Here is a 25,983-nt window from a genome sequence, read left to right as displayed (position 1 = left end):
TTTTTTGTGCCCGCCCTCCCCTGTGGCGAGGGAGCTTGCCCCCTCGCCACAGGTTCAGTGTTCATCATTTGAGGTGTTATCCCATGGCCGCCACCAGGCTACGGATGAACTCGGCACTGTCGATGATCCCGTCGTGATCAGTCTCGATCACCACTGAACGCTCGATCCGCCCCTGAACAAGGGTGCTTGCCATGTGCTGCTCAATGAGGTCCTTGAATTGGCCGGCGCGGCTCATGGACGCCCACCAGCAACTGACCGGGGCCTTGATCGGCTTGAAGTCCGCCGCCGACAGACGCTCACTGAGCGCGCGGTCGACCTCCCAGGAAATCTGCGCCTCGTTGCCACGCAGCAACTCATCCTTGATACCGGTAAAGGCCTCGCCCAGGGTCTGCTCGGCCCAGGCGATAAACCCTTGCCATTGCCCCGCTTCGTCTTGGGCATCGCGCTGACATTGCTGCCAGGCCGCCTGAATCCGCTCGGCAAACGCCGGGAACATCACGCCCAACAAGGCCGCACGCCGCTCGTTCGCCGAGATTTCACGGTCATCCTCGGTGACGACCGCCTGCCAATAGGGCGTGAGCCACTGCGGCGGCGCGGAGTCGATCCAGCCGACAAATTCGACGTCGCGTCCCGCTTGCTCCAGCACGTAGGCCACTTCCATCGCCAGGTTGCCACCCAACGACCAGCCTGCCAGGCGGAAGGCGCCTTGGGGCTGGGCCAACAGAAGTTGCTCGGCGTAATCCTCGACCATGGCTTGCCATTCGGGCACCTCTGCCCCCGCCTCGGCCAGCGCACGACAGATCACCCCGAACACCGGACGCTGCTCCCGTAGCGCGAGGGCAATCGCGGTGTAGCAATGCACCGAACCGAAGCTTGGGTGGAACATGAACAACGGCGTGCCTTCGGTCTGGCTGTTGAGCTTGACGATCAACGAGCTGCGCGCGTCGCCCTGCAGGCAGTTGACCTGGCCGCGTACGGTCGGGTTAAGCATCAACTGGCTGACGGACAAGCCGACACCGCTGACTTTACGGATACGCTCCTTGAGCATCAGCACCAGCAAGGAGTGACCGCCCAACTCGAAGAAGTTGTCGTTCAGCCCTACGCGCTCGACACCCAGGACATCCCGCCAGATCGCCGCGACCTGCTGCTCGATGACGCTTTGCGGGGCCTGATACGCGCCTGCACCTTGCGCCTCCGGTTTAGGCAACGCCTTGCGGTCCAGCTTGCCATTGGGGCTCAGCGGCATCTGTGTCAACACCACCCACTGTGCCGGCACCATGTAGTCCGGCAACTGCGCCGCGAGGTGCATCGCCACCTGTGCTTTCCAGTCCTCGCTCGGCGCCTGCAGCACCAGGTAGCCCACCAGGTGCGTGCCGTCCACGGCGAGCACCGCCGCTTCACGCACATACGCGTGCTCCAGCAGGCGGGCCTCGATTTCACCCAACTCGATGCGCAAGCCACGCAGCTTGACCTGGTGATCGATGCGCCCGGCGTACTCGATCACCCCATCGTCGCGATAACGCGCCAGGTCTCCGGTGCGATACAAACGGCTGCCACTGCCGAACGGATCGGTCACAAAGCGTTCGGCGGTCAGCGCCGGCCGACGGTGATAACCGCGCGCCAGGCCGACGCCGCCCAGATAAAGTTCACCCAACACGCCAACGGGTGCCGGTTCCAGGTTGCCGTCCAATACGTAGCAGCCCAGGTTGGCGATCGGCCGACCAATCGGCACGGCGTCACGCCCTTCGTCGACGCAGGTCCAATGGGTCACGTCGATTGCCGCTTCGGTCGGCCCATACAGGTTGTACAAACCGGCATGGGGCAGCTTGGCGAACACCTGTTGCTGGGCATCCACCGGCAGCGCTTCACCGCTGCACACAATGCGCTGCAGGCTATGACAGGCGCCGACGCCGGCATCCTGCAAGAAGGCCTGGAGCATGGACGGCACAAAGTGCAACGTCGTGACGTGCTCGGCGTTGATCAGGCTCACCAGCCTGGCCGGATCACGATGGTCGCCCGGCGCTGCCACGACCAGGCGCGCGCCGGTCATCAACGGCCAGAAGAACTCCCACACCGACACGTCGAAACTGAACGGCGTCTTCTGCAAGACCGTATCACTGCTCTCCAGGCCATACGCGTGCTGCATCCAGCACAGCCGGTTGGTCAGCGCCGAATGGCGGTTACCCGCGCCTTTGGGCTGGCCGGTGGAGCCCGAGGTGTAGATTACATAGGCGAGGTTTTCGCCATCGACGGTGACTAGCGGATTCTGCTCGGCGTAGGCCTGCAACCACTCATCGCCCTGCTCCAGCACCAGGCTGTGCAAGCCCGTTGGAATCGGCAGTTGCTCCAGCAAATGCACCTGGGTCAACAATAGCTTCACGTCGCTGTCTTGCAGCATGTAGGCCAATCGATCGCGGGGGTATTCCGGGTCCAGCGGCACATAAGCGCCACCGGCCTTGAGTACCGCCAGCAGGCCAACGACCATTTCAATCGAACGCTCAACCGCCAGTCCCACGAGGACGTCCGGTCCAACGCCGGCTGCTATCAGGCGATGCGCCAGGCGGTTTGCCCGACGGTTAAGCGCGGCGTAACTCAACACCTGCCCGGCGAATACCAGCGCCGGTGCGTCCGGTGTGCGCACCACCTGGGCTTCGATCAGCTGATGCACCGCAAGGTGCAGCGGGTAGTCCGCGGCTGTGGCGTTCCAGGCATGCAGGACCGTTTCACGTTCGGTACTGGCCAGCGAAGGCAACGTTGCCAAACGCTGGGTGCCGTCCACTGCCAATGCCTGCAACAGCTGCTGGAAGTGCTCGGCCAACTGTTCGATATGCGCCGCGCTGAAGGCGTGGCGGTCGTAATTGAACTCCATGCCCAAGGTGTCACCGATGCCCAGCAACACGGTCAACGGGTAATGGGTTTGCTCCAGGCTGTGGACGGCACCAAACGTCAGCCCCGAGGGTGCGCCCTGCTCCAGCGCTTCGGAGACCGGGTAGTTCTCAAACACCAGAATGCTGTCGAACAGCGCTTCGCCCCCCAGCCCGGCCCAGCGCTGGATCTCGAACAGCGGCGTATGCTCCTGCTCACGCAAGCGCACGTTCTGCGCCTGGATCTGCTGCAGCCACTGGCTGACCGTCATCTGTGCATCCGGCGTGGCAACGACGGGCAAGGTGTTGATGAACAGACCCACCTGTTGTTCGATACCGCGCAATTGCGCCGGACGGCCTGCCACGGTGGCGCCGAACGCCACGGTGGCCTGTCCGGTGTGATGCTGCAACAGCAGCAGCCAGGCGCTTTGCACCAGCGTATTGAGGGTGACTTTATGGCGCTGTGCGAAGGCCTTGAGCTGAGCGGTCTGGCTGGCGTCCAGGTTCAGACGGTGCTCGCCGTTGACCGCCAGCGCCTCGCTTTGCGCAGCCTGTAGGCCACGGGCCAAGCGGGTCGGTTCCTGCAGGTTGAGCAGTTGCGCTTTCCAGAATGCCTCGCTGACCGACTTGTCCTGCGCCTGCAGCCAGGCAATGTAATCGCGGTAACGCCCGATGGGCGCACGCAGCGGTTCACCGGCGTAATGTTGCAGCACCTCGCCAAACAACTGCGAACCACTCCAGCCGTCCATCAAGATGTGGTGGTTGGTGTAGATCAAGTGATAACGGGACGCCCCCGTACGGACCACCGTCAGGCTCAGCAACGGCGCCTGTTCCAGCACGAACCCCTGGGCCCGCGCCGACTCGGCGAGGCTATCGAGTGCCGCACTGCTGTCAGGACGACCTTGCCAGTCCAGCTCGGCGAACGGCATGCGCATCTGTTTGTAGACCACCTGCAACGGCTGCTCAAACTCGGTCTGCCAGAGAAAACCGCTGCGCAGGATCTCATGGCTGTCCACCGCCGCCTGCCAGGCCTGGCGGAAGCGCGGTGCATCCAGGCCCTCGACATCGATGCGCATCTGGTTGATGTAGTCACCCGAGCCTTCGCCGTACAGCGATTGGAAGAGCATGCCTTGCTGCATCGGCGACAGCGGGTAAACGTCTTCGATGTCAGCCACCGTCACCGGCAAGCTGTCCAGTTGCGCCTGGGACAGACGCGCCAGCGGGAAGTCCGAAGGCGTGACACCCTGGTTGACACCACAGTGCTCGATCAACGCCTTGAGTTCCGCGGCGTAGTCATCCGCCAGGCGTTGTACCGTCGCCTCGTCGAACATCTGCTGGCTGAAGCTCCAGTTCAACTTCAATTCGCCCGCGTAGACCTGGCCGTTGATTTCCAACCAGTTGCCCAGCGGGGCCTCGCCACTCTGTTCGGCACCACTGCCATCACCGGAGGGGACGAACAAGCCTTCTTGTTCGCCGCCGTCAAAACTGCCGTCGAATTGCCCCAGGTAGTTGAAGGTGATGCGTGGGCGCGGCAGTTCGCTCAGGGCCTGTTGAGCCTCGGCATTCCCCAGGTAACGCAGGGCACCAAAGCCCAGGCCCTTGTCGGGAATCGCGCGCAGCTGCTCCTTGATCTGCTTGAGGGAGCCGGCCAGCGAATCGGTCGGCACCAGCTTCACCGGGTAGAGGCTGGTGAACCAGCCGACGGTACGGGTCAGGTCGATCTCGTCGAACAGGTCTTCACGGCCATGGCCTTCCAGGCGGATCAACATCGACGCGTCACCGGTCCAGCGCACAACGACGCGCGCCAGTGCGGTCAGCAACAGGTCATTGATCTGGGTGCGGTAAGCACTGGGGGCGTCCTGCAACAGACGCCGCGTGAAGACCTGATCCAGATGGGTGGTCACGCTCAGCGCATGCCGGTTGCTCAAACTGGCCTGTGGATCGGCCCCCGGCAGGCCGGTTGGGCTGCCTTGCAACTGCGTCTGCCACCAGGCCAGTTCCTGCGCCAGTGCGGCGCTGCGTGCATAGGCTTGCAGACGCTCGGCCCAGGCCCGGATCGCGCTGGTCTTGGCGGGCAACACGACCGTGGCACCTTGGGCAACTTGGCGGTAAGCCGTTTGCAGGTCTTCCAGCAGGATGCGCCAGGACACGCCGTCCACCACCAAGTGATGAATCACCAGCAGCAAGCGCTGGGAGCCGTCGGCCAGGTCGACGAGCACCGCACGCAGCAGCGGCCCTTCACTCAGGTCGAGGCTGCGCTGGGCTTCCTCACCCAGGGCCTCCAACTCTTCGACCGCATTCAAGGTGGTCTGCCACAGGACCTGCTCGGCCTGATGCTGCTGCGGCCCGCGATACGCCGCGCTCCAGCCTGCCGCGCCCTGGACGAAACCGATGCGCAAGGCGTCGTGATGCACGATCAAGGCCTGCAGCGCCGCCACCAGCAGCGGCGCCTGCAACGCCTGGTGAGGCTGTAGCACCACCGACTGGTTCCAGTGGTGACGCTGGGGGATGTCATCGGCGAAAAACGCCTGCTGGACGGGCAGCAACAACAACTCACCGGTCAATGCCGACTGATCCAGCACCACCGCGCCCTCGCCTTCGCGGGCCACGGCCGCCAGGCTTTGGACCGTCTGGTGCTGGAACAGATCCTTGGGCGTGAAGCGCACACCGGCCTGACGGGCACGGCTGACCACCTGGATCGAGATGATCGAGTCACCGCCCAATTCGAAGAAGTTATCGTGTAAACCAACACGTGGCAGACGCAGCACGTCGGACCAGATCGCGGCGATCTTCTGCTCCAGCTCACTCTGCGGCGCCACGTACACCTGCTGCATCTGGCTGACATCCGGGCGCGGCAGGCCCTTGCGGTCAAGCTTGCCGTTCGGCGTCAGCGGCATGCGCTCAAGGAACATCAGGTGCGTGGGCACCATATAGTCCGGCAACCGGGCTTTCAGGGCGCGGCGCAGGGCTTCGCGGCAGGTCGACTGCGCCACTGCGTCGTCGATCAGCAGCGGGTCGAGCGGCACTACATAGGCAACAAGTTGCTTGCCGCTCGGCCCTTCCTGGGCCACCACCACGGTTTCGCCGACACTGTCCTGCTCGCGCAGACGGGCTTCGATCTCGCCCAGCTCGATACGGAAGCCCCGGATTTTCACTTGATGGTCGACGCGACCGAGGTAATCCACCACACCATCCGGGCGGCCACGGGTCAGGTCGCCGCTGCGATACACACGGCTGCCGGGCTTGCCGAACGGGTCCGGCACAAAGCGCTCGGCGGTCAGGGCCGGACGCTCCAGGTAACCCCGAGCCACGCCCTCACCGCCCAGGTACAACTCGCCGGCGACGCCGATGGGTTGCAGGTTGAGTTGCGCATCCAGCACGTAGCCGCTGCGATTGCCCAACAGCGTGCCGATCGGTGCGTAGACGGCACCGCAGGGATCGCCCTCGCGCGCTTTCCACAGCAACGGCGTGACCACGGTTTCCGTCGGGCCGTAGCCGTTGAACAGGTAGGTCGGCTTGAGTGCGCGCCAAGCCAGGTCATAGCTGGCCTGGGCCACGGCATCACCGCCGAAGCAGTACACACGAACCTTGGGCGGGTTACCGTCGCGCTCGGCATGTTCGGCCAACTGTTGCAGGTACACCGGCGGGAACACGGCCATGGTCACGTGATGGCGATGCATCTGCTGGTAGGTGTATTCCGGCAGCCACAGGCTGTCATCGCGAATCAGCACGCTGGCGCCGTTGATCAGCGGGTGCATCCAGCCTTCGTGGGAGCCGTCGAAGGCAAACGACATGAAATGCAGTTCGCAATCGGCCGGGGATGTTTCATAACGCTCGCCGGTGGCGATGATGTGCGCCACCAACGGGCCGTGGGACACCGCTACGCCCTTGGGCATGCCGGTGGAGCCGGAGGTGTAGATCACGTAGGCGAGGTTGTCGCGATCCAGCACGACCTCGGGTGCGCTGTCGTCGTTGGCGGACCAGGCTTGCGTCTGGTCCACGGCAAGGGCTTCCAGGCCGTCTGGAATCGGTAAGCGCTGTTGCACCGTCGAATGGGTCAACAGTAATCGGGCACGGCTGTCCTGCATCATGTACAGCAGGCGGTCACGCGGGTATTCGATGTCCAGCGGCACGTAGACGCCGCCGGCTTTCATCACTGCCAGGAACGCCACCATGATTTCGGCGCTGCGCGGCATGGCAATCGCCACGCGCACTTCGGGGCCGACGCCACGGGCAATCAATGCATGGGCCAGGCGATTGGCCTGGCGGTCCAGCTCGCCATAAGTCAGCTGTTGCTCGCCAAATTTCACCGCCACCGCTTCGGGGGTTTCCCCGGCGCGGTCGGCCACCAACTCGTGAACCAGACGCTTGGCCGAGAAACCTGCGTCGCTCTGGTCCCACCGTTGAAGGATCTGCTGCCGTTCGGTGTTGTCCAGCAGGTTCAATTGGCTGAGAGTCTGCCGTGGGTCGGCAACCATGCCTTGCAACAGGTTCTGCCAGTGTCGCGCCATGCGTTGCACGGTACTGGCCTCAAACAGGTCCTGGGCATAGCCGAGCGTGGCCCAGATACCTTCGGTGGATTCCTGGATATCCAGGTCCAGGTCGAAATGCGCCGTCTTGCTTTCCCATTCCAACCCCTCTACCGAAAGATTCGGCAGTTGCTGCTGAACCTGAGCCTGGCCCACGTCGGTCTGGTGGTTGAACATCACTTGGAACAACGGGTTGTGGCTCAGGCTGCGCTCGGGTTGCAGCGCTTCCACCAGTTGTTCGAAGGGCAGGTCCTGGTGAGCCTGGGCGTCCAGCGCCCGTTGCCGGGCCTGTTGCAGCAGTTGCTCGACGCTCATCTGCCCGTGGAGATCGGCCTTGAGCACCTGGGTGTTGACGAAGAAGCCGATCAGACGCTCGGTCTCGCTGCGATTGCGGTTGGCGATCGGTACCCCGACACGGATCTCTTCCTGGCCACTGTAGCGATGCAGCAAGGTCTGGAACGAGGCCAATAGCAGCATGAACAAGGTCACGTCCTGCTGCTTGGCCAGGGCCTTGAGGCCTTGGGTCAACGCGCCGGGCAGTTCGAATGCCAGGCGCGCGCCACGATGGCTTTGCACAGCAGGACGCGGGTGGTCGAACGGCAACGCCAACACGCTCTGCTCACCGCCGAGCATGTCGCGCCAATACGCCAGTTGACGGGCCTTCTCGCCCGCCTCCATCCAGTTGCGCTGCCATACGGCGTAGTCGGCGTACTGAATCGGCAGCGCCGGCCATTGCAACACCTGTCCCTGGCTGTAGGCCGCATACAGTTGCACCAGCTCTTCAACCATCAGTTGCATCGACCAGCCATCGGACACGATGTGATGCTGCACCAAGACCAGTACATGTTCATCAGCGGCGATGCGCAGCAACGAAACCCGCAGCAAAGGCCCTTGTTCCAGATTGAAGGGTTGGGCGATTTCGGCCTCGACCCGTGCCTTGAGTTGCGCTTCATGCACCTCGGCGTGCGCTATCTGCAACGACACCTGCGGCGAAATTATCTGAACCGTGCGGTCGCGCTCCTGGCGCAAATGGGTGCGCAGGCTTTCATGCCGAGCCAGCAAGGTATCGAAACTGCGTTGCAGTGCGCCCAAGTCAAGCTGCCCTTTCAAACGCAAGGCGCTGGGGATGTGGTACGCGGCGCTTTGCGGCTCCAGTTGCCACAAAAACCACTGGCGCTCCTGGGCGTAGGACAGCGGCAACGGCTGGTCCCGCCCTACCGGCAACAGCGCGGGCGCGGTCGGTGCGTCTGGGTCCTGGGTTGCCAGTGCGGCGACAAACCCCTCCAGGCGCGGCTGTTCGAACAGCAGCTTGAGCGGCACTTCGAGCTTCAAAGCCTGACGAATGCGCGAGACCACTTGCATGGCCAGCAGTGAATGCCCGCCCAGCTCGAAGAAGTGATGGGTCAGGCCCACACGCTCGACGCCAAGAATATCGGCCCAGATCGCCGCAACCTGCTGTTGCCGTGGCGTAACCGGTGCCTGCCAGGCCTGTTGCACCGCGCCGCCATCAGGTTTGGGCAGCGCCTGGCGGTCAAGCTTGCCGTTGGGGTTCAACGGCATGCGGTCGAGGAAGATCAGGTGCGCAGGCACCATGTAATCGGGCAGTTGCTCACGCAAGGTGGCCTTGAGCGTTTCGCCCGCCGCAGCCTGTTCCGCCGCGGACAACGGCTGGGCCGGTACGAGGTAGGCCACCAACTGGTTGTCGGCGGCCAGCAGGAAGGCTTCGCGCACCGCCTCCTGGGCCAACAGCAGCGCTTCGATCTCACCCAACTCGATACGGAACCCTCGGATTTTGACCTGATGGTCGACGCGACCGACATATTCGATCACCCCGTCAGCGCGATAACGCGCCAGGTCACCGGTGCGGTAAAGACGCTCCCCCAGGGTGCTGAACGGGTCGGCGACAAAACGTTCGGCAGTCAGGCTCGGGCGTTGCAGGTAATCACGGGCCAGGCCACTGGCACTGGCAATGTACAGCTCACCCACGGCGCCCACCGGCAACAGGTTAAGGTCAGGGTCCAACACATACAGGCCGCGCCCCGGCAACGCGCGGCCAATCGGGCTGGCCGTCGCACCCATCACGGCGTTGTCATCGCTGCAATCGAGCACGCTGGACACCACCGTGGCCTCGGTCGGCCCGTAGGTATTGAGCAGGCGTACATACCCCAACCCCGCGCGTCGCCACAGCACCGGGCCATCCAACGGCATCGCTTCGCCGCCGATATGCACCTGGCGCAATGCGCCATAGGGCCGTGGCCCCGCTGCCAGGCAATCCTGCAGGAACAGTTTCCAATAGGCCGTGGGCAAGTCGGCCAGGGTGATGCCTTGGTCGATAATCTGTCGGTACAGGTCCGCGCCGTCCCACAACTGCGGCCCGCGCAACACGACCGTCGCGCCCAAGGTCAGGGCCGGGTACAGCTGCTCGACAAAGCCATCGAAGTTAAGGGTCGCGAACTGCAGTACGCGGTCGTCCGCGACCAGACGCGAATACTCGGCCGCGATACCGGCGAATTCGCTCAATGCCGCATGGCTGATGGCAACGCCTTTTGGCTTGCCGGTGGAGCCGGAGGTGTAGATGACATACGCCAGGCTGCGGGGCTCGAACGCGGTAGGCGGGTTGTGCTCGGCACACTGCGCCAGCTGCGCGTCGGCCAGGTCGATGTCCAGCGCCGTCAGATCGGCCGGCAATGGCAAACGATCGCGCAGGTGGGATTGGGTTAACACCAGACGCACGTTACTGTCATCGAGCATATGTACCAGGCGTTCACGCGGATATTCAGGGTCAAGCGGCACGTAGGCACCACCCGCCTTGAGCACCGCCAACAGGCTGACCACCATGGTAAAGGAGCGCTCGACCGCGATCCCCACCAGCACTTCCGGGCCTACGCCATGGGCGATCAGGTAGTGTGCCAGGCGATTGGCCTGGCGGTTCAGTTCACCGTAGCTGAGCGTTTGGTCATCCAGGGCCAGCGCCTGGCGCGCCGGATGTTCGCGGGCCTGGGCCTCGAACAACTGGTGCACGGCATGCGGTGCCGCGACGGTGGCGGGGGCATTCCAGTCCTTGAGCATCCGCTGTTGTTCGGGCGCATCGAGCATCGACAGCGCGCAAAGACGGCTGCGAGGTGCGCTCACTGCCGCCTGGAGCAGGTTCTGCCAATGCTGCGCCAAGCGTTCGATGGTTGCGCTTTCGAACAAGTCGGTGGCATAGGTCAACGCCGCCCAGAGGCCTTCAGCGGACTCATGGGTGTCCAGGCTCAGGTCGAAATGCGTGGTCTGGTTTTCCCAATCCAGCTGCGCCACCCGCAGGCCGGGTAATTGCTGGCCATCGCGTCCGCCCTGGGCGTCGGTCTGGTGGTTGAACATCACTTGGAACAGCGGGTTGTGGCTCAGGCTGCGCTCAGGTTGCAGCGCCACCACCAGTTGTTCAAACGGCAAGTCTTGGTGCGCCTGGGCTTCCAGGGAGCGGCGCTTGGCCTGCTGCAGCAGTTCGGCAAAGCTCATCTGCCCGTCAAGGTCGGCCTTGAGCACTTGGGTGTTGACGAAAAAGCCGATCAGCCGTTCGGTTTCCACGCGGTTGCGGTTGGCATTCGGTACGCCGATGCGGATGTCCGACTGGCCGCTGTAGCGAAACAGCAGGGTCTGGAACGAGGCCAGCAACAGCATGAACGGGGTTACGCCCTCATGCTGGGCCAGGCGCTTGATACCGGCCACCAGGTCCGCCGGCAGATGCACCTGCAAGCTGGTGCCGCGATGGCTTTGCTGCGCCGGGCGCGGATGGTCCAGGGGTAATTCCAGCACCGGTTGCTCACCGCCCAGCAGGTCCTGCCAGTAGGCCAATTGACGGGCCTTCTCCCCGGCCTCCATCCAGCTGCGCTGCCACAGCGCGTAGTCGGCGTAGTGGATCGCCAAACCCGGCAGTTGCACCTCCCGGCCTTGGCTGTGCGCGGCGTAGAACTGCACCAGTTCCTCGACCATGACCTGCATCGACCAGCCATCGGAAATGATGTGGTGCTGCACCATCACCAGCACATGCTCGTCTTCGGCCAATTGCAGCAAGCTCACGCGCAACAGCGGCCCCGCCTGCAAATCGAAAGGCCGGGCTATCTCAGCCCCGACGCGCGCCAGCAATTGCTGTTCGTCGGCAACGTCCTGGCGTATCTCGATGCGCGCCTCAGGCGCTACGTTTTGCAGCAGGCGCTCGCCGTCCTGTACCAGGCGTGTGCGCAGGCTTTCATGGCGGGCCAGCAGGCTGTCGAACGCACGTTGCAGCGCCGCCAAGTCCAGACGGCCCTGCAAACGCAGTGCGCCGGGAATATGGTAAGTGGCGCTGTCCGGGTCCAGTTGCCAGAGAAACCACTGGCGCTCCTGGGCGTAGGACAACGGCAGCATCTGGCCGTCCTCACGGATCGAGGCAATCGGCAGTTGAGCGAAGCTCATGCCCCGGCTTTGCAGGCGCTGGTAAAACTGCTGGCGCTGTTCCAGAGGCAGGCGAAGGAAGCGCGAAACCAGATCGATATTAGGGTTGGAAAGCATGGGTCAAATCGCCTCTAGTTCGCTCAAAAAGTCACGAAGGTCATCAAAATCTTCCGCACTGCCGGCGCGGAAGGTGGCGGCGGCCTGTACATAGGCGCGCAGCGTTTCGGTCTGGAACACTTCCAGCAACGGCACTTCCAGGCCCAGTTCGGCCTGGACCCGCGAGGTGATCTGGATCGCCAGCAGGGAATGGCCGCCCACTTCGAAGAAGTTGTCGTTCAGGCCCACCTGCGGCAGGCGCAGCACGTCGGCCCAGATCGCGGCGATCTGCTGTTCCAGCTCGGTTTCGGGGGCCACATAGGCCTGTTGCAACAGGCTCGCGTCCGGTTCGGGCAAGCCCTTGCGGTCGAGTTTGCCGTTGGGGGTCAGCGGCATTTGCGCCAGGAACATGAAGTGCGTCGGCACCATGTAGTCCGGCAGGTGGGTTTTCAGAGCGCGGCGCAGGCTGTCGCGGAACTCGCTTTCATCGGCCAGGAGGGTGTCTGCCGGTACCACGTAGGCGACCAGTTGTTTGCCGGTCGGGCCTTCATGGGCCACCACGACGGTTTCACCGACATTGTCCTGTTCGCGCAGACGGGCTTCGATCTCGCCCAGCTCGATACGGAAGCCCCGGATTTTCACTTGATGGTCGGCGCGACCGAGGTAATCCACCACACCATCCGGGCGGCCACGGGTCAGGTCGCCGCTGCGATACACACGGCTGCCGGGCTTGCCGAACGGGTCCGGCACAAAACGCTCGGCGGTCAGGGCCGGACGCTCCAGATAACCCCGGGCCACGCCCTCACCGCCCAGGTACAACTCGCCGGCGACGCCGATGGGTTGCAGGTTGAGTTGCGCATCCAGCACGTAGCCGCTGCGATTGCCCAGCAGTGTGCCGATCGGCGCGTAGACGGCTCCGCAGGGGTCGCCCTTGCGCGCTTTCCACAGCAACGGCGTGACCACGGTTTCCGTCGGGCCGTAGCCATTGAACAGGTAGGTCGGCTTGAGTGCGCGCCAAGCCAGGTCATAGCTGGCCTGGGCCACGGCATCACCGCCGAAGCAGTACACACGAACCTTGGGCGGGTTACCGTCGCGCTCGGCATGTTCGGCCAACTGTTGCAGGTACACCGGCGGGAACACGGCCATGGTCACGTGATGGCGATGCATCTGCTGGTAGGTGTACTCCGGCAGCCACAGGCTGTCATCGCGAATCAGCACGCTGGCGCCGTTGATCAGCGGGTGCATCCAGCCTTCGTGGGAGCCGTCAAAGGCAAACGACATGAAATGCAGTTCGCAATCGGCCGGCGATGTTTCATAACGCTCGCCGGTGGCAATGATGTGCGCCACCAACGGGCCGTGGGACACCGCCACGCCCTTGGGCATGCCGGTGGAGCCGGAGGTGTAGATCACGTAGGCGAGGTTGTCGCCGTCCAGTTTTACCTGCGGAGCCGTGTCGCTGAAGCCTGCCCATTCCTCGGTACGATCAATTGCCAGGCTATCAAGGCCGTCGGGGATCGGCAGTTGCTGCAAGGCACGGGTGTGGGTCAGCAGCAACTGCGCGCGGCTGTCCTGCATCATGTACAGCAGGCGATCACGCGGGTATTCGATGTCCAGCGGCACGTAGACGCCACCGGCTTTCATCACCGCCAGGAACGCCACCATGATCTCGGCGCTGCGCGGCATGGCAATCGCCACGCGCACTTCGGGGCCGACGCCACGGGCGATCAATGCATGGGCCAAGCGATTGGCCTGGCGGTCCAGCTCGCCATAGCTCAGGGTTTGTGCGTCGAATTTCACCGCAACTGCATCCGGGTTTTCCCGGGCGCGGTCGGCGACTAATTCGTGGACCAGACGCTTGGCCGAGAAGCCGGCGTCGGTCTGGTCCCACAGTTGAAGAATGTGGTGTTGCTCGTCCTGGCCCAGCAGGTTGAGTTGGCTGATGGGTTGCTGTTGGTCGGCGACCATCGCCTGCAACAGGTTCTGCCAGTGGCCGGCCATGCGTTCAATCGTGGCGGGCGCAAACAGGTCGGTGGCGTAGTTCAGGGAAGCCCGCAGGGTCGCCTGGCTTTCCTCCACATCCAGTGCCAGGTCGAACTGGGCCACGCCTTCATCCCAACTCAGCACCTCGACATCGAGTTCGGTGAGGCGCTGCAGGTGATGGGCAGCCGAGGTTACGCGATGGTTGAACAGCACCTGGAACAGCGGGCTCAGGCTCATGCTGCGCTCGGGTTGCAGGGCTTCTACCAGTTGCTCGAACGGCAGGTCCTGGTGGGCCTGGGCCTCCAGAGAACGCTGGCGTACCTGTTGCAGCAGTTGCACGACACTCATCTGCCCGTGGATATCGGCCTTGAGCACCTGGGTGTTGACGAAGAAGCCGATCAGCCCCTCGGTTTCCAGGCGATTGCGGTTGGCAATCGGCACGCCCACGCGCACGTCTTCCTGGCCGCTGTAGCGGTGCAGCAACGCCTGGTAGGACGCCAACAGCACCATCGGCAACGTCACACCGGCGCCTTGGGCCAAGCGGCGCAAACCGGCCAAGAGTTGCGGTTGCAACTCGATTCCCAGGCGTGCGCCACGGTGACTTTGTACCGCCGGGCGCAGGTAGTCGAAAGGCAACTCCAGTACCGGCTGCACGCCACCCAACTGGGCCTGCCAGTACGCCAGTTGGCGGGCCTTCTCGCCGGCCTCCATCCAGTTGCGCTGCCACAGGGCGTAGTCGGCGTACTGGATCGGCAAGGCCGGCAAGTCTGGCATGTGGCCGTGGCTGAAGGCGGCATACAGCTGCACCAGTTCCTCGACCATCAGTTGCATCGACCAGCCATCGGAGACGATGTGGTGCTGCACCAGCACCAGCACATGATCATCAGCCGCCAGGCGCAGCAGTTTGACCCGCAGCAGCGGCCCGCGCAGCAGCTCGAACGGCTGCGCGACCACCTCAGCGACCCGTGCCTTGAGGCTGGCTTCATCGGTGTCGGCCAGGTCGATTTCGATCAGGCCCGAGTCCTCAATCACCTGCACGGTAGCCGCGGCGTCCTGGCGCACATGGGTGCGCAGGCTTTCATGGCGCGCCAGCAAGGTATCGAAACTGCGTTGCAGCGCCCCCAGGTCAAGCTGCCCTTGCAAACGCAAGGCGCTGGGGATGTGGTACGCGGTGCTGTGTGGGTCCAGTTGCCAGAGGAACCATTGGCGTTCCTGGGCGTAGGACAGCGGCAGCGGTTGGCGGCGGTCGGCCTTGAGCAAGGCCGGCGCAACCACGCCCTCCTCGCCCAGGGCCTGCACGAAGTCAACCAGCAGCGGGTGTTCGAACAGAGTCTTGAGCGCCACTTCCAGCGCCAGTGCCTGGCGAACCCGCGAGACTACCCGTGTGGCCAGCAGCGAATGCCCGCCCAGTTCGAAGAAGTGGTCATCGAGACCGACCTGCGGCAGGTCCAGCACGTCGGCCCAAATGGCCGCGACCTGCTGTTCACGCGGCGTCACGGGCGCCACATGACCGGTGCGCAACAGCGCCGCGTCCACCGCCGGCAATGCCTTGCGATCGAGCTTGCCATTGGGGGTCAGGGGCAGGCTGTCGAGGAACATCAGGTGCGCCGGCACCATGTAGTCCGGCAGGCGCTCGCGCAGGGCCGCCTTGTAGACCTCCGGCGCGTCGGGCGCGGAGCTGACCAGGTAGGCGATCAAACGATCGTTGTCGGCCAGGACCACGGCTTCGCGTATACCGGCCTGCTCGCGCAGGCAGGCTTCGACTTCACCCAGTTCGATACGGAACCCACGCACCTTGACCTGATGGTCGACCCGGCCGATGTACTCCACCACACCGTCGGCGCGGTAGCGGGCCAGGTCGCCGGTGCGGTACAGGCGTTCGCCCGGCGCACCATACGGGTTAGGCACAAATCGCTCGGCGGTCAGCGCGGGGCGCTCGTGGTAACCGCGCGCCAGGCCGACGCCGCCGATCAGCAACTCACCGGCCGCGCCCACCGGGCTTGGGGTCAAGCCGGCATTGAGGATGAACAACGCGGTATTGGCGATAGGCCGCCCGACCAAAGGCTGGGCCTCGTGCAGACGATGGGCTGCCGACCAGATAGTGGTTTCCGTCGGGCCATAGAGGTTCCACAGCGGGCCTTGCAGGTCGAGCAGGCGCTGGGCCAGGTCCGACGGCAGTGCTTCGCCGCCGCACAGGCATTTGATACCGCGCAGCAGCTGGGCACGCGGGCTCTCCAGCAGCATGCGCCAGGTCGACGGCGTGGCTTGCAGGACGTTGGCAGACTGGCTGTGCACCAGGTCGATGATGGCTTCGGGGTCGAGGGCCAGTTCCTGGCCACTCAGCAGCACGGTGGCGCCGACCGTCAGCGGCACGTACAGCTCCAGGGCGAAGATGTCGAACGAGAAGGTGGTCAGCGACAAGACGCGGGCGTCAGCACCGATGTCCAGGGTGCCGGCCATCCCGCAGGTGAAGCTGCACAGCGCCTGGTGGCGCACCATCACACCCTTGGGCGTGCCGGTGGAGCCGGAGGTGTAGATCACGTAGGCCAGGTGTTCCGGCGTGACGTTGACCTGCGGGTCGTGCTCGGCGGCGTCGTCATCCGCCTCGACCATCAGCACCTGCACACCCTGCGGGTGCGCCAGGCTGCCGTCCAGGTGCGACTGGGTCAGCAACACTCGCGCACGGCTGTCTTCAAGCATGAAGGCCAAGCGGTCCGCCGGGAACTGCGGGTCGAGCGGCACATACGCGCCACCCGCCTTGAGGGTCGCCAACAGGCCGATCACCATGTCCAGCGAACGCTCGACATGCACCGCCACCAGCACGTCCGGGCCTACGCCCGCCGCAATCAGGCGATGGGCCAGGCGATTGGCGCGGCGGTTGAGTTCGCCGTAGCTGAGCGCCTGACCATTGAACTGCAGCGCCAGCGCGTCCGGTTGTGCCAGTGCCTGGGCCTCGAACAGCGTGTGCACGCAACGCTCGCGGGGATAATCCACCGACGTGTCGTTCCAGGCCTCGACCATCTGTTGCCATTGCGGTGCGCTGAGCATCGCCAGCTCATCCACGGCCTGGGACGCATCGTTCACCACGGTGCGCAACAGGTTTTGCCAGTGCTCGGCCAGGCGCTCGACGGTGGTGGCATCGAACAGGTCGGTGGCATAGGTCAGGGACGCCCACAGGCCTTCGGCGGACTCTTCGGTCTCCAGGTTCAGGTCAAACTGGGTGCTGTGCCCGGCCCAATCCACCGCTTGCAGGTCCAGGCCCGGCAATTGCAGCGGGGCTGCACGCAGGTTGTCCTGGTGGTTGAACATCACCTGGAACAGCGGGTTATGGCTAAGGCTGCGCTCCGGCTGCAGGGCTTCGACCAGTTGTTCGAACGGCAGGTCCTGATGCGCCTGGGCGTCCAGGGCCTGCTGCTTGACCTGGGCGAGCAATTGGTCGAAGGCCATCTGCCCGTGCACGTCGGCTTGCAGCACCTGGGTGTTGACGAAGAAGCCCAGCAGGCGCTCGGTTTCCAGGCGATTACGGTTGGCGATCGGTACGCCGACACGGATCCGGGACTGGCCGCTGTAGCGATGCAGCAAGGTCTGGAACGACGCCAGCAGCAGCACGAACAGGGTCACTTCCTGACGCTGGGCCAGCGCCTTAAGCTCAGCGACCAGCGCGTTGTCGAGCTGGACTTGCCGGCGTGCGCCACGATGGCTTTGCAGCGCCGGCCGCGGGTGATCCAGCGGCAGCTCAAGCACCGGATGCTCGGTGCCCAAACGGGTGCGCCAGTAGTCGAGTTGGCGCTGTTTTTCACCGGCCGCCATCCAGTCACGTTGCCACTGGGCATAGTCGACGTACTGGATCGGCAGCGCAGGCAACTCAGCCTGGCCCTGATAGAGCGCCACCAGCTCGTCGACCATCACTTGCATCGACCAACCGTCGGAGATGATGTGGTGCTGGGTGATCACCAGCACATGGTGCTCGGCCTCGACCTCCAGCAAGTTGACGCGCATCAGCGGGCCATTGACCAGGTCGAACGGACGCTGGATTTCCTGCGCCACCGCGTGTTCGATCGCCGACGCCGCGACCCGCTGGCGTTCGATCGGCATCGCCAAGCGCGGATGAATCACTTGCCAGGTGTGCTCGCCCTCTTCCATAAAAGTGGTGCGCAGCGGCTCATGGCGCTGCACCAGAACCTGGAACGCCTGCTCCAGCGCCGCGACGTCCAAGCGTCCGCGCAGATGCAGTGCACTCGGCACGTGGTAAGCCGCGCTGGTCGGGTCCAGTTGCCAGAGGAACCATTGGCGCTCCTGGGCGAACGACAGCGCCAGCGGCTGGTCCCGCGTCACCGCCACCAGCGGCAGCGCCGGGGCGGTCTGCAACCCGGCGCAAGCGGCTGCGAACGCTTCCAGCGTCGGTTGTTCGAACAGTGCGCGCAACGGCACTTCCAGCTTCAGGTCATGACGCACCCGCGAGACCACTTGGGTCGCCAGCAACGAATGGCCGCCGCGTTCGAAGAAGTGGTCGTTGAGGCCCACCTGTTCCACTTGCAACACCGCTTGCCAGATGACGGCCAATCGCGATTGAAGGGGATTCTGCGGTGCCAGGTAGGCCTGGCGCGCTTGATTCAGGTCCGGCGCCGGCAATGCGCGACGGTCAAGCTTGCCGTTGCTGTTCAACGGCAAGGCCTCAAGGATGACCCATTGCCCCGGCACCATGTAGTCCGGCAGGGACTGGCGCAAGGTGGCCGCCAATGCTTGCGGGTCGAGCGTCTGCGCCGTAACGGGCACCACATACGCCACCAATTGCGTGCCCGTCGCGCTCGGTTGCGCGATGACAGCCGCTTCACGCAACGACGGCAAGGCTTGCAGGCTGGCTTCGATCTCGCCCATTTCCACGCGGAAACCGCGAATTTTCACTTGATGGTCGATACGCCCGACGTACTCCAGCGCACCCGCCTCGTTGTAACGGGCCAGATCGCCACTGCGGTAGAGCCGTGCACCCGGCACGGCGGAAAACGGGTCCGGCAGGAAGCGCTCGGCGGTCAACGCCGGGCGGTCAAAATAGCATTGCGCCAGGCCGTGCTCGGCGCCGATGCACAGCTCGCCCACGCCATCGCTGGCCAGCAGTTCGAAACCACTGTCCAGCACATACAAGGCACGGCCTTCGATGGCCCGGCCAATCGGCACGCCAAACGCATCGCTGGCGTCCGCCAACTGGCAGTCGTGCACGCTGGACACGACGGTGGCCTCGGTGGGCCCGTAGGTGTTGACCAGGCGCACGCCGCCCAGACCGGCAGTGTGCCAGGCGCGCAGCCCTTCCACCGACATCGCCTCGCCACCCACGTGGACCTGGCGCAGGTTGCCCAGGGTGCGTCGGTCGACGGCGCATTCCTTGGCGAGCAGATACCAGTACGCAGCCGGCAAGTCCGCCAGGGTCACGCCCTGCTCGACGATTTCGCGGGCCAGTTGCCCGGCATCCCACAGCTCATCGCCGCGCATGATCAACGCCGCGCCCACACACAGCGGCGGGTAGCATTGCTCGACGAAGCCGTCAAAGCTGAACGTCGCAAATTGCAGCACGCGATCAGAAGCACTCAAGCGGCTGTAAGCCTCGGCGCTGTCGCAGAACTGGCTGAGGGCGGCATGGTCGATAGCCACACCCTTGGGTAACCCGGTCGAGCCGGAGGTGTAGATCACATAGGCCAGGTCGGCAGCGGCGGCATGGTTGGCGGGAGGGGTCGACGGGTAGTCGGCCAACTCTGCGCCCGACGCGGTGAAGTCCAAACGCGCCAGCCCTTGGGGCAGTGGCAGGTCGGCCAGCAGCCCGGTTTCGCTGAGCAGCAGGTCCAGGCGGCTGTCCGCCAGCATGTAGGCCAGGCGTTCGGTCGGATAGTTCGGGTCCAGCGGCACATAGGCGGCGCCGCTTTTGAGCACCGCCAGCAGGCTGACGATCAACTGCGGGCCACGTCGGGCCGCCAGGCCGACGCGCTGGCCTGGGCCAACACCCAGCGCCAGCAGGCGATGGGCAAGACGGTTGGCGTGGTCATTCAGCTGTGCGTAGCTCAGGCGCGCGTCGCCCGCTTGTACCGCCAGCGCGTCAGGCGTGGCGGCAGCTTGGGCGGCGATACGCTCGTGCACGCGCAGCTGGCGCGGGGCGGCACCGGTCGCCCGGCTATGAGCGAGCACGTCGCGGTGAGTAGCGGCGTCGAGCAGGCGCAGGTTGCCAAGCGGTGCCTGGGCGTCTGCGAGCATCTGCACCAGCAGGTGATGCAGGTTGCCGCTCAGTCGAGCAACCTGCTGCGCGCTGAATCGGGCCTGGTCGTAGCCGAACTCCAGGCGCAGGCTGGCGCCCAACTCGATCCCCAGCGTCAGCGGATAGTGGGTCTGCTCATGGTTGTGCAGGCGTCCGAACGTCAGGCCGGCGGGCGCGCCTTGTTTCAAGGCTTCGGCCACCGGGAAGTTTTCGAACACCAACAAGGTGTCGAACAACGCAGCGCCCTGCTGCCCCGCCCAGTCCTGGATGTCGTAGAGCGGCACATGTTCGTGGTCGCGCAAGCTCAGGTTGAGCGCTTGCAGTTCGCTCAGCCAACCGGCCACCGACAGCGCTGGCGAGGCCGCGCTGACAATGGGCAGCGTGTTGATGAACAGGCCCAGTTGCTGTTCGATTCCCGGCAACGGTGCCGAGCGCCCCGCGACCGTGGCGCCAAAGGCCACGCAGTCCTGCCCGGTATAGCGCTGCAGCAACAAGCTCCAGGCGCCTTGAAGCACGGTGTTGAGGGTGACTTTGTGGCGGCGGGCAAACTCGCCGAGGGCACGCGTGAAGTCGTCGCCCAGCAGCACCTGATGCTCAGCCATGCCTTTGCCTTCGGTCGGTACACGCAGCGCCTGCGCCAGCAAGGTGGGCGTTTGCAACGGTGCCAGAGTGGCTTTCCAGAACGTCTCGCCCGAAGCTTGCTGATGCAGCCAACCCAGGTAATCGCGGAACTGCCCCAGCGGCGCTGGCACGGCGTGCCCGGCGTAATGAGCGATGACCTCACCCAGCAACTGCGCGTTACTCCAGCCGTCCATGAGGATGTGGTGGCTGGTGAAGATCAGGTGCCAGGCCGTACCGGCACCGCGTACCAGCATCAGGCGAAACAGCGGCGCTGCATTCAGTGTGAAACCTTTCTCGCGCTCGGCCACGGCGAGCGCATCGCAGTCGGCGTCGATGTCTTCGATCACATGCAACTGCACATCGACCTGGCGCTGGATCACCTGATGGGCGCTGTCCAGGCCAAGCCAGTGGAAGCTGCTGCGCAGAATGTCATGGCGGTCCAGCGCGGCTTGCCAGGCACGGCCGAACGCCAGCAGGTCCAAGCCTTCGATGTCCAGGCGCAACTGGTTGATGTAAGCCTCGGCCTCAGGCTCATACAGGGTGTGGAACAACATGCCCTGCTGCATCGGCGACAATGGGTAGAGATCGGCAATCGCCGGCCCGGCGATGGGCAAGCCGTCCAGTTGCTGCTGGGTCAGGCGTGCCAGAGGGAAGTCCGAAGGCGTGACCTGCCCCGCCGGCGTGGCGCAACAGTGTTCGATCAGGGCCTGGAGTTCCGCCCTGTAGTCATCGGCCAGGCGCTGGACCGTCGCCACGTCGAACATCTCGCGACTGAATCCCCACTGCAAAGCGAGTTCACCGCCATACACCTGCCCTTCCACGGTCAGCCAGTTGGCCAGCGGCGCCTGCGGGTCCTGGGCCTGGCCACTGCCCTGGGTAGCCGGGACGAACAGCGCCGACTCATTGAACTGGCGGTCGAACTGGCCCAGGTAGTTGAAGGTGATGCGTGGCGCGGCCAAGGCTGACAACGCTTCGCGGGCGTCAGGCGTGCCGAGGTAGCGCAACAGGCCGTAGCCAATGCCTTTGTGCGGCACGGCGCGCAGTTGCTCCTTCACCGATTTGATCGCCGCCGACAGCTCGCCATCGGCGTGCAGGCGCACAGGGAACAGGCTGGTGAACCAGCCGACGGTGCGGCTCAGGTCAACCGAGTCGAACAGGTCTTCACGGCCATGGCCTTCCAGCTGGATCAGCGCGGCGGGCTGTTCGCTCCAGCGGCTGATGACCCGTGCCAACGCGGTCAGCAGCAGGTCGTTGACCTGGGTGCGGTAGGCCGCCGGGGCATCTTGCAGCAGTTGCCGAGTGTGTTCGGCACTGAGACGGATCTCCAGCAGGCTGCCCAGGCGATTTTGCAGGCCGCCCTGGGGGTTGTCGCACGGCAGATCGGCACTCGCGGTCTGCGCTTGCCAATACGGCAGTTGCTCGTCCAGCGTCTGTGCATGGCGCTGCAACTGCTGCGCCCACAGCTGGTAGGCGCTGGTCTTGGCTGGCAACGCGGCGTTGCGATAGGCCTGTTGCAAGTCTTCGAGCAGGATGCGCCACGACACACCGTCCACCGCCAAGTGGTGCACCACCAGCAGCAGGCGCTGGGTGCCGTCGGCCATCACGGCCAGGACCGCGCGCAGCAGCGGGCCCTGTTCGAGGTCGAGACTGCGTTGCGCCTCGTCGCACAGCGCGGCCAACTCGGCCTCGTCAGCAACCTGGGATTGCCACAACGACGCGGTGGCAACCGGCTCGGCGTGAGCTTGTCGCCAACCGTCTGCCTGCTGCACAAAACGCAGGCGCAGGGCGTCGTGGTGGTTGATCAACCGAGTCAAGGCGGCCTCTAGGCGCGCGGGCTCAAGGGCTTCACGCGGGGTCAGCAGCAACGACTGGTTCCAGTGTTGACGCGCCGGGATCGCCTGCTCGAAAAAGCTGTGTTGGACGGGCGTGAGGATCACCTCGCCGGTCACCGGCCCCTGATCGATAGCAGTCGCCTGCTCGAAGGTCGCCACCAGCGCCAGGCTGCGCACGCTCTGGTACTGGAACAGGTCCCGTGGGCTGAGGCGAATACCCGCCTGGCGCGCACGGCTGACCACCTGGATGGAGATGATCGAATCGCCGCCCAGTTCGAAAAAGTTGTCGTCCAGGCCGACCTGTTCCACACCCAGCACATCGCTCCAGATCGCCGCCACGGCTTTCTGCAGGTCGTCTTCCGGGGCGACAAAGGCCTGCTGTGGCGCGACATCCGGCAATGGCAGGGCCTTGCGGTCGAGCTTGCCGTTGGCGGTCACGGGCAGCTTGGCCAGGGGCACCATATGGCTGGGCACCATGTACTCGGGCAGGCTGCTGAGCAGCCAGGCTTTGAGGTCGACCGGCGCAGTGTCCTCCAGCACCAGGTACGCCACCAGTTGCTTGCCACCCTGCACCAGTACCACGGCTTCGCGCACCGAGGGGTGTTGCATCAGGCGTGTCTCGATTTCACCCAGCTCGATCCGCAGGCCGCGCAGCTTGACCTGGTGATCGAGACGGCCAAGGTATTCAATCACCCCGTCGGCCCGCTGACGCACGCGGTCGCCCGTGCGATACAGACGCGCGCCGTCACCGAAGGGGCTGGGCACAAAACGTTCTGCGGTGAGCGCCGGGCGCCGGTGGTAACTGCGGGCAAGGCCAATGCCGCCCAAGTAGAGTTCGCCGCTGACGCCAGCGGGCACCGGGTTGAGCTGGGCATCGAGCACGTAGGTGCCGAGGTTGGCGATTGGACGGCCGATGGGCACGCTGTCGGCGCCTTCGTCGACGCAGGTCCAGTGGGTGACGTCGATGGCCGCTTCGGTCGGGCCGTAGAGGTTGAACAGCCCGGCTTGAGGCAACTTGGCAAACACTTGCAATTGCGCATCCAGCGGCAAGGCTTCGCCGCTGCACACGATGCGCTGGAGGCTGGTGCAGGCCTGCACTCCGGGCTCATGGATAAACGCCTGGAGCATCGAGGGCACGAAGTGCAGCGTGGTGATGCCGTGCCGACCAATCGTCTCGATCAGGCGGGCCGGTTCGCGATGCTCGCCAGGGGCCGCGACCACCAGGCGTGCGCCGGTCATCAACGGCCAGAAAAACTCCCACACCGAGACGTCGAAGCTGAACGGGGTTTTCTGCAGGACCGCATCGCGGGCATCCAGACCGTAGGCCCGCTGCATCCAGCACAGGCGGTTGACCAGTGCGCGATGACTGTTACCGGCACCCTTGGGCTTGCCGGTGGAGCCCGAGGTGTAGATCACGTAGGCCAGGTTCAGCGCGTGAAGGGGGACGTTTGCCGACTCGGCGCTGTAGCCATCGAGCCAACTGGCAGGCTGGTCCAGGGCAATCACCTGGATACCCTCGACAGGCAGCACTGGCAACAGGCTGTGCTGGCTGAGCAACAACTGAATGCCACTGTCCTCGATCATGTAGGCCAGGCGTTCCTGGGGATATTCAGGATCCAACGGAACGTAGGCGCCACCCGCCTTGAGAATGGCCAGCAGACCGACCACCATTTCGATGGAGCGCTCGATGCAGATTCCGACCAGCACGTCCGGGGCTACGCCCTTCTCGCGCAGGGCATGGGCCAGCTGGTTGGCACGCGCATCCAGCTGGGCGTAGGTCAGCGTCGTGGTGCCGAACACCAGCGCCGGCGCGTCGGGCGTGGCCTGCACCTGGTCTTCGATCAGGTGATGGATGCCGCGCTCGGTCGGGTACGCCTCGGCGGTCTGGTTCCACGCGTGGACCAGCAATTGCTGTTCATCTGCGGCCAGCATCGGCAACTCGCCGATACGCTGCGTGCCGTCCGCCACCATGGCCTGCAACAGGCGGATCCAATGCCCGGCCATGCGCTCGATGGTCAGCGCGTCGAACAGGTCATTGGCGTAGGTCAGCGCGGCGTGCAGGGTGCCGGATTTTTCATAGGTGTCGAGGGTCAGGTCAAACTGGGTGGTACGGCCTTGCCACTCCACCAGCGCCAGCTCCAGGCCGGAGGCGGTGCTGACGCCGGCAATGTCGGCCACCACTGGCTGGTGGTTGTACATGACCTGAAACAGCGGCGTATGGCTGAGGCTGCGCTCGACCTTGAGCGCTTCCACCAGCCGCTCGAACGGCAACTCCTGATGGGCCTGGGCGCCCAGTGCGTGTTCCTTGATGCTTTGCAGCAGCTCAGTGATACGGGTTTGCCCGGTCAGCTCGGTGCGCAGGACTTGGGTGTTGACGAAAAAGCCGATCAGGCCTTCGACTTCCGTGCGGTTGCGGTTGGCGATCGGCACGCCGACGCGGATATCGCCCTGCCCGGTGTAACGATGCAGCAGCACGTTGAACGCGCCGAGTAACAGCATGAACAGGGTGACGTTGTGCTTTTGCGCACAGGTGCGCAATTGCGCGGCCAGCTGCGGGTTGATCGCAAAATCATGGCGCGTGCCCTGATAGCTCGGCATGGCCGGGCGTGGGCGGTCGGTGGGCAGCTCCAGCACCGGGTGCTCATCACCCAGGCGCGCCTGCCAGTACTCCAGCTGACGCGCCTGCTCGCCGGCTTCGAGCCAGCGGCGCTGCCACAGGGCGTAGTCGCTGTACTGGATCGGCAAGGCCGGCAATTGTGGGGCCTGGCTGCGCTCATGGGCGTCGTAGCAGCGGATGAACTCGTCGATCAGCACGTTCATCGACCAGCCGTCGGAGACGATGTGGTGCAGGGTCAGCAGCAACACGTGCTCCTGGGCGTCGAGTTTGAGCAGTTGCACGCGCAGCAGCGGGCCGTTTTCCAGGTCGAACGGCAGCAGCGATTGACGGGTCGCAGCGGCGTTGACGGCCTCTTCACGCTCGGCGAGGGCCAGGTGACTCAGATCGAGTTGCTCGACGGTCAACGACGTGTCGGCCGCCACCTGCAACAGGCGTTCATCCGCCTGGCGCTGGAACACGGTGCGCAAGGTTTCGTGGCGCGCAACCAGGCTGGCAAACGCCTGCTCCAGCGCATTAAGGCTCAACGCGCCCTTGAGCCGCACGGCACCCGGCAGGTTGTAGGCCCCGCTGGCCGGGTCCAATTGCCAGAGAAACCACATGCGCTGCTGCGCGTAGGACAGCGCCTGGCGATCCTCCAATTGCACCCCTGCCGGAATCGGAAACCGGGAAAAGTCCACGCCTTCTTTCTGCAAGGCCTGCAGGAACAGTTGGCGTTTTTCCAGGGGTAACCCGATAAACCGGCGAGCAAGTTTCAAGGAGTCTTCAGCATTCATTTCTTGGAGTCCGG

The 25,983-nt window shown here is 64.6% G+C and carries 2 protein-coding genes; both read right to left on the bottom strand.

Annotated features, from left to right (window positions below):
* Positions 1-76: 76 nt before the first annotated feature.
* Positions 77-11,926, bottom strand: a complete 11,850-nt coding sequence (locus tag AB4N92_RS23770) for a non-ribosomal peptide synthase/polyketide synthase (RefSeq protein ID WP_236298089.1) — start codon at positions 11,924-11,926, stop codon at positions 77-79.
* A 3-nt stretch (positions 11,927-11,929) separates the two neighbouring features.
* Positions 11,930-25,969: a non-ribosomal peptide synthase/polyketide synthase gene (locus AB4N92_RS23765; protein ID WP_460128404.1), complete on the bottom strand. Its 14,040-nt coding sequence runs from the start codon at positions 25,967-25,969 to the stop codon at positions 11,930-11,932.
* Positions 25,970-25,983 lie beyond the last annotated feature (14 nt).

It is taken from the genome of Pseudomonas sp. S3_A09 (assembly GCF_054668065.1).
Note: the sequence above shows the minus strand (reverse complement) of the source record. Positions and strands in the feature narration are given on the sequence as shown.

Bases quoted from the DNA above. Each gene is read 5' to 3' on its own strand.
- AB4N92_RS23765 (WP_460128404.1), bottom strand. From the start codon at position 25,969: ATGAATGCTGAAGACTCCTTGAAACTTGCTCGCCGGTTTATCGGGTTA.
- AB4N92_RS23770 (WP_236298089.1), bottom strand. From the start codon at position 11,926: ATGCTTTCCAACCCTAATATCGATCTGGTTTCGCGCTTCCTTCGCCTG.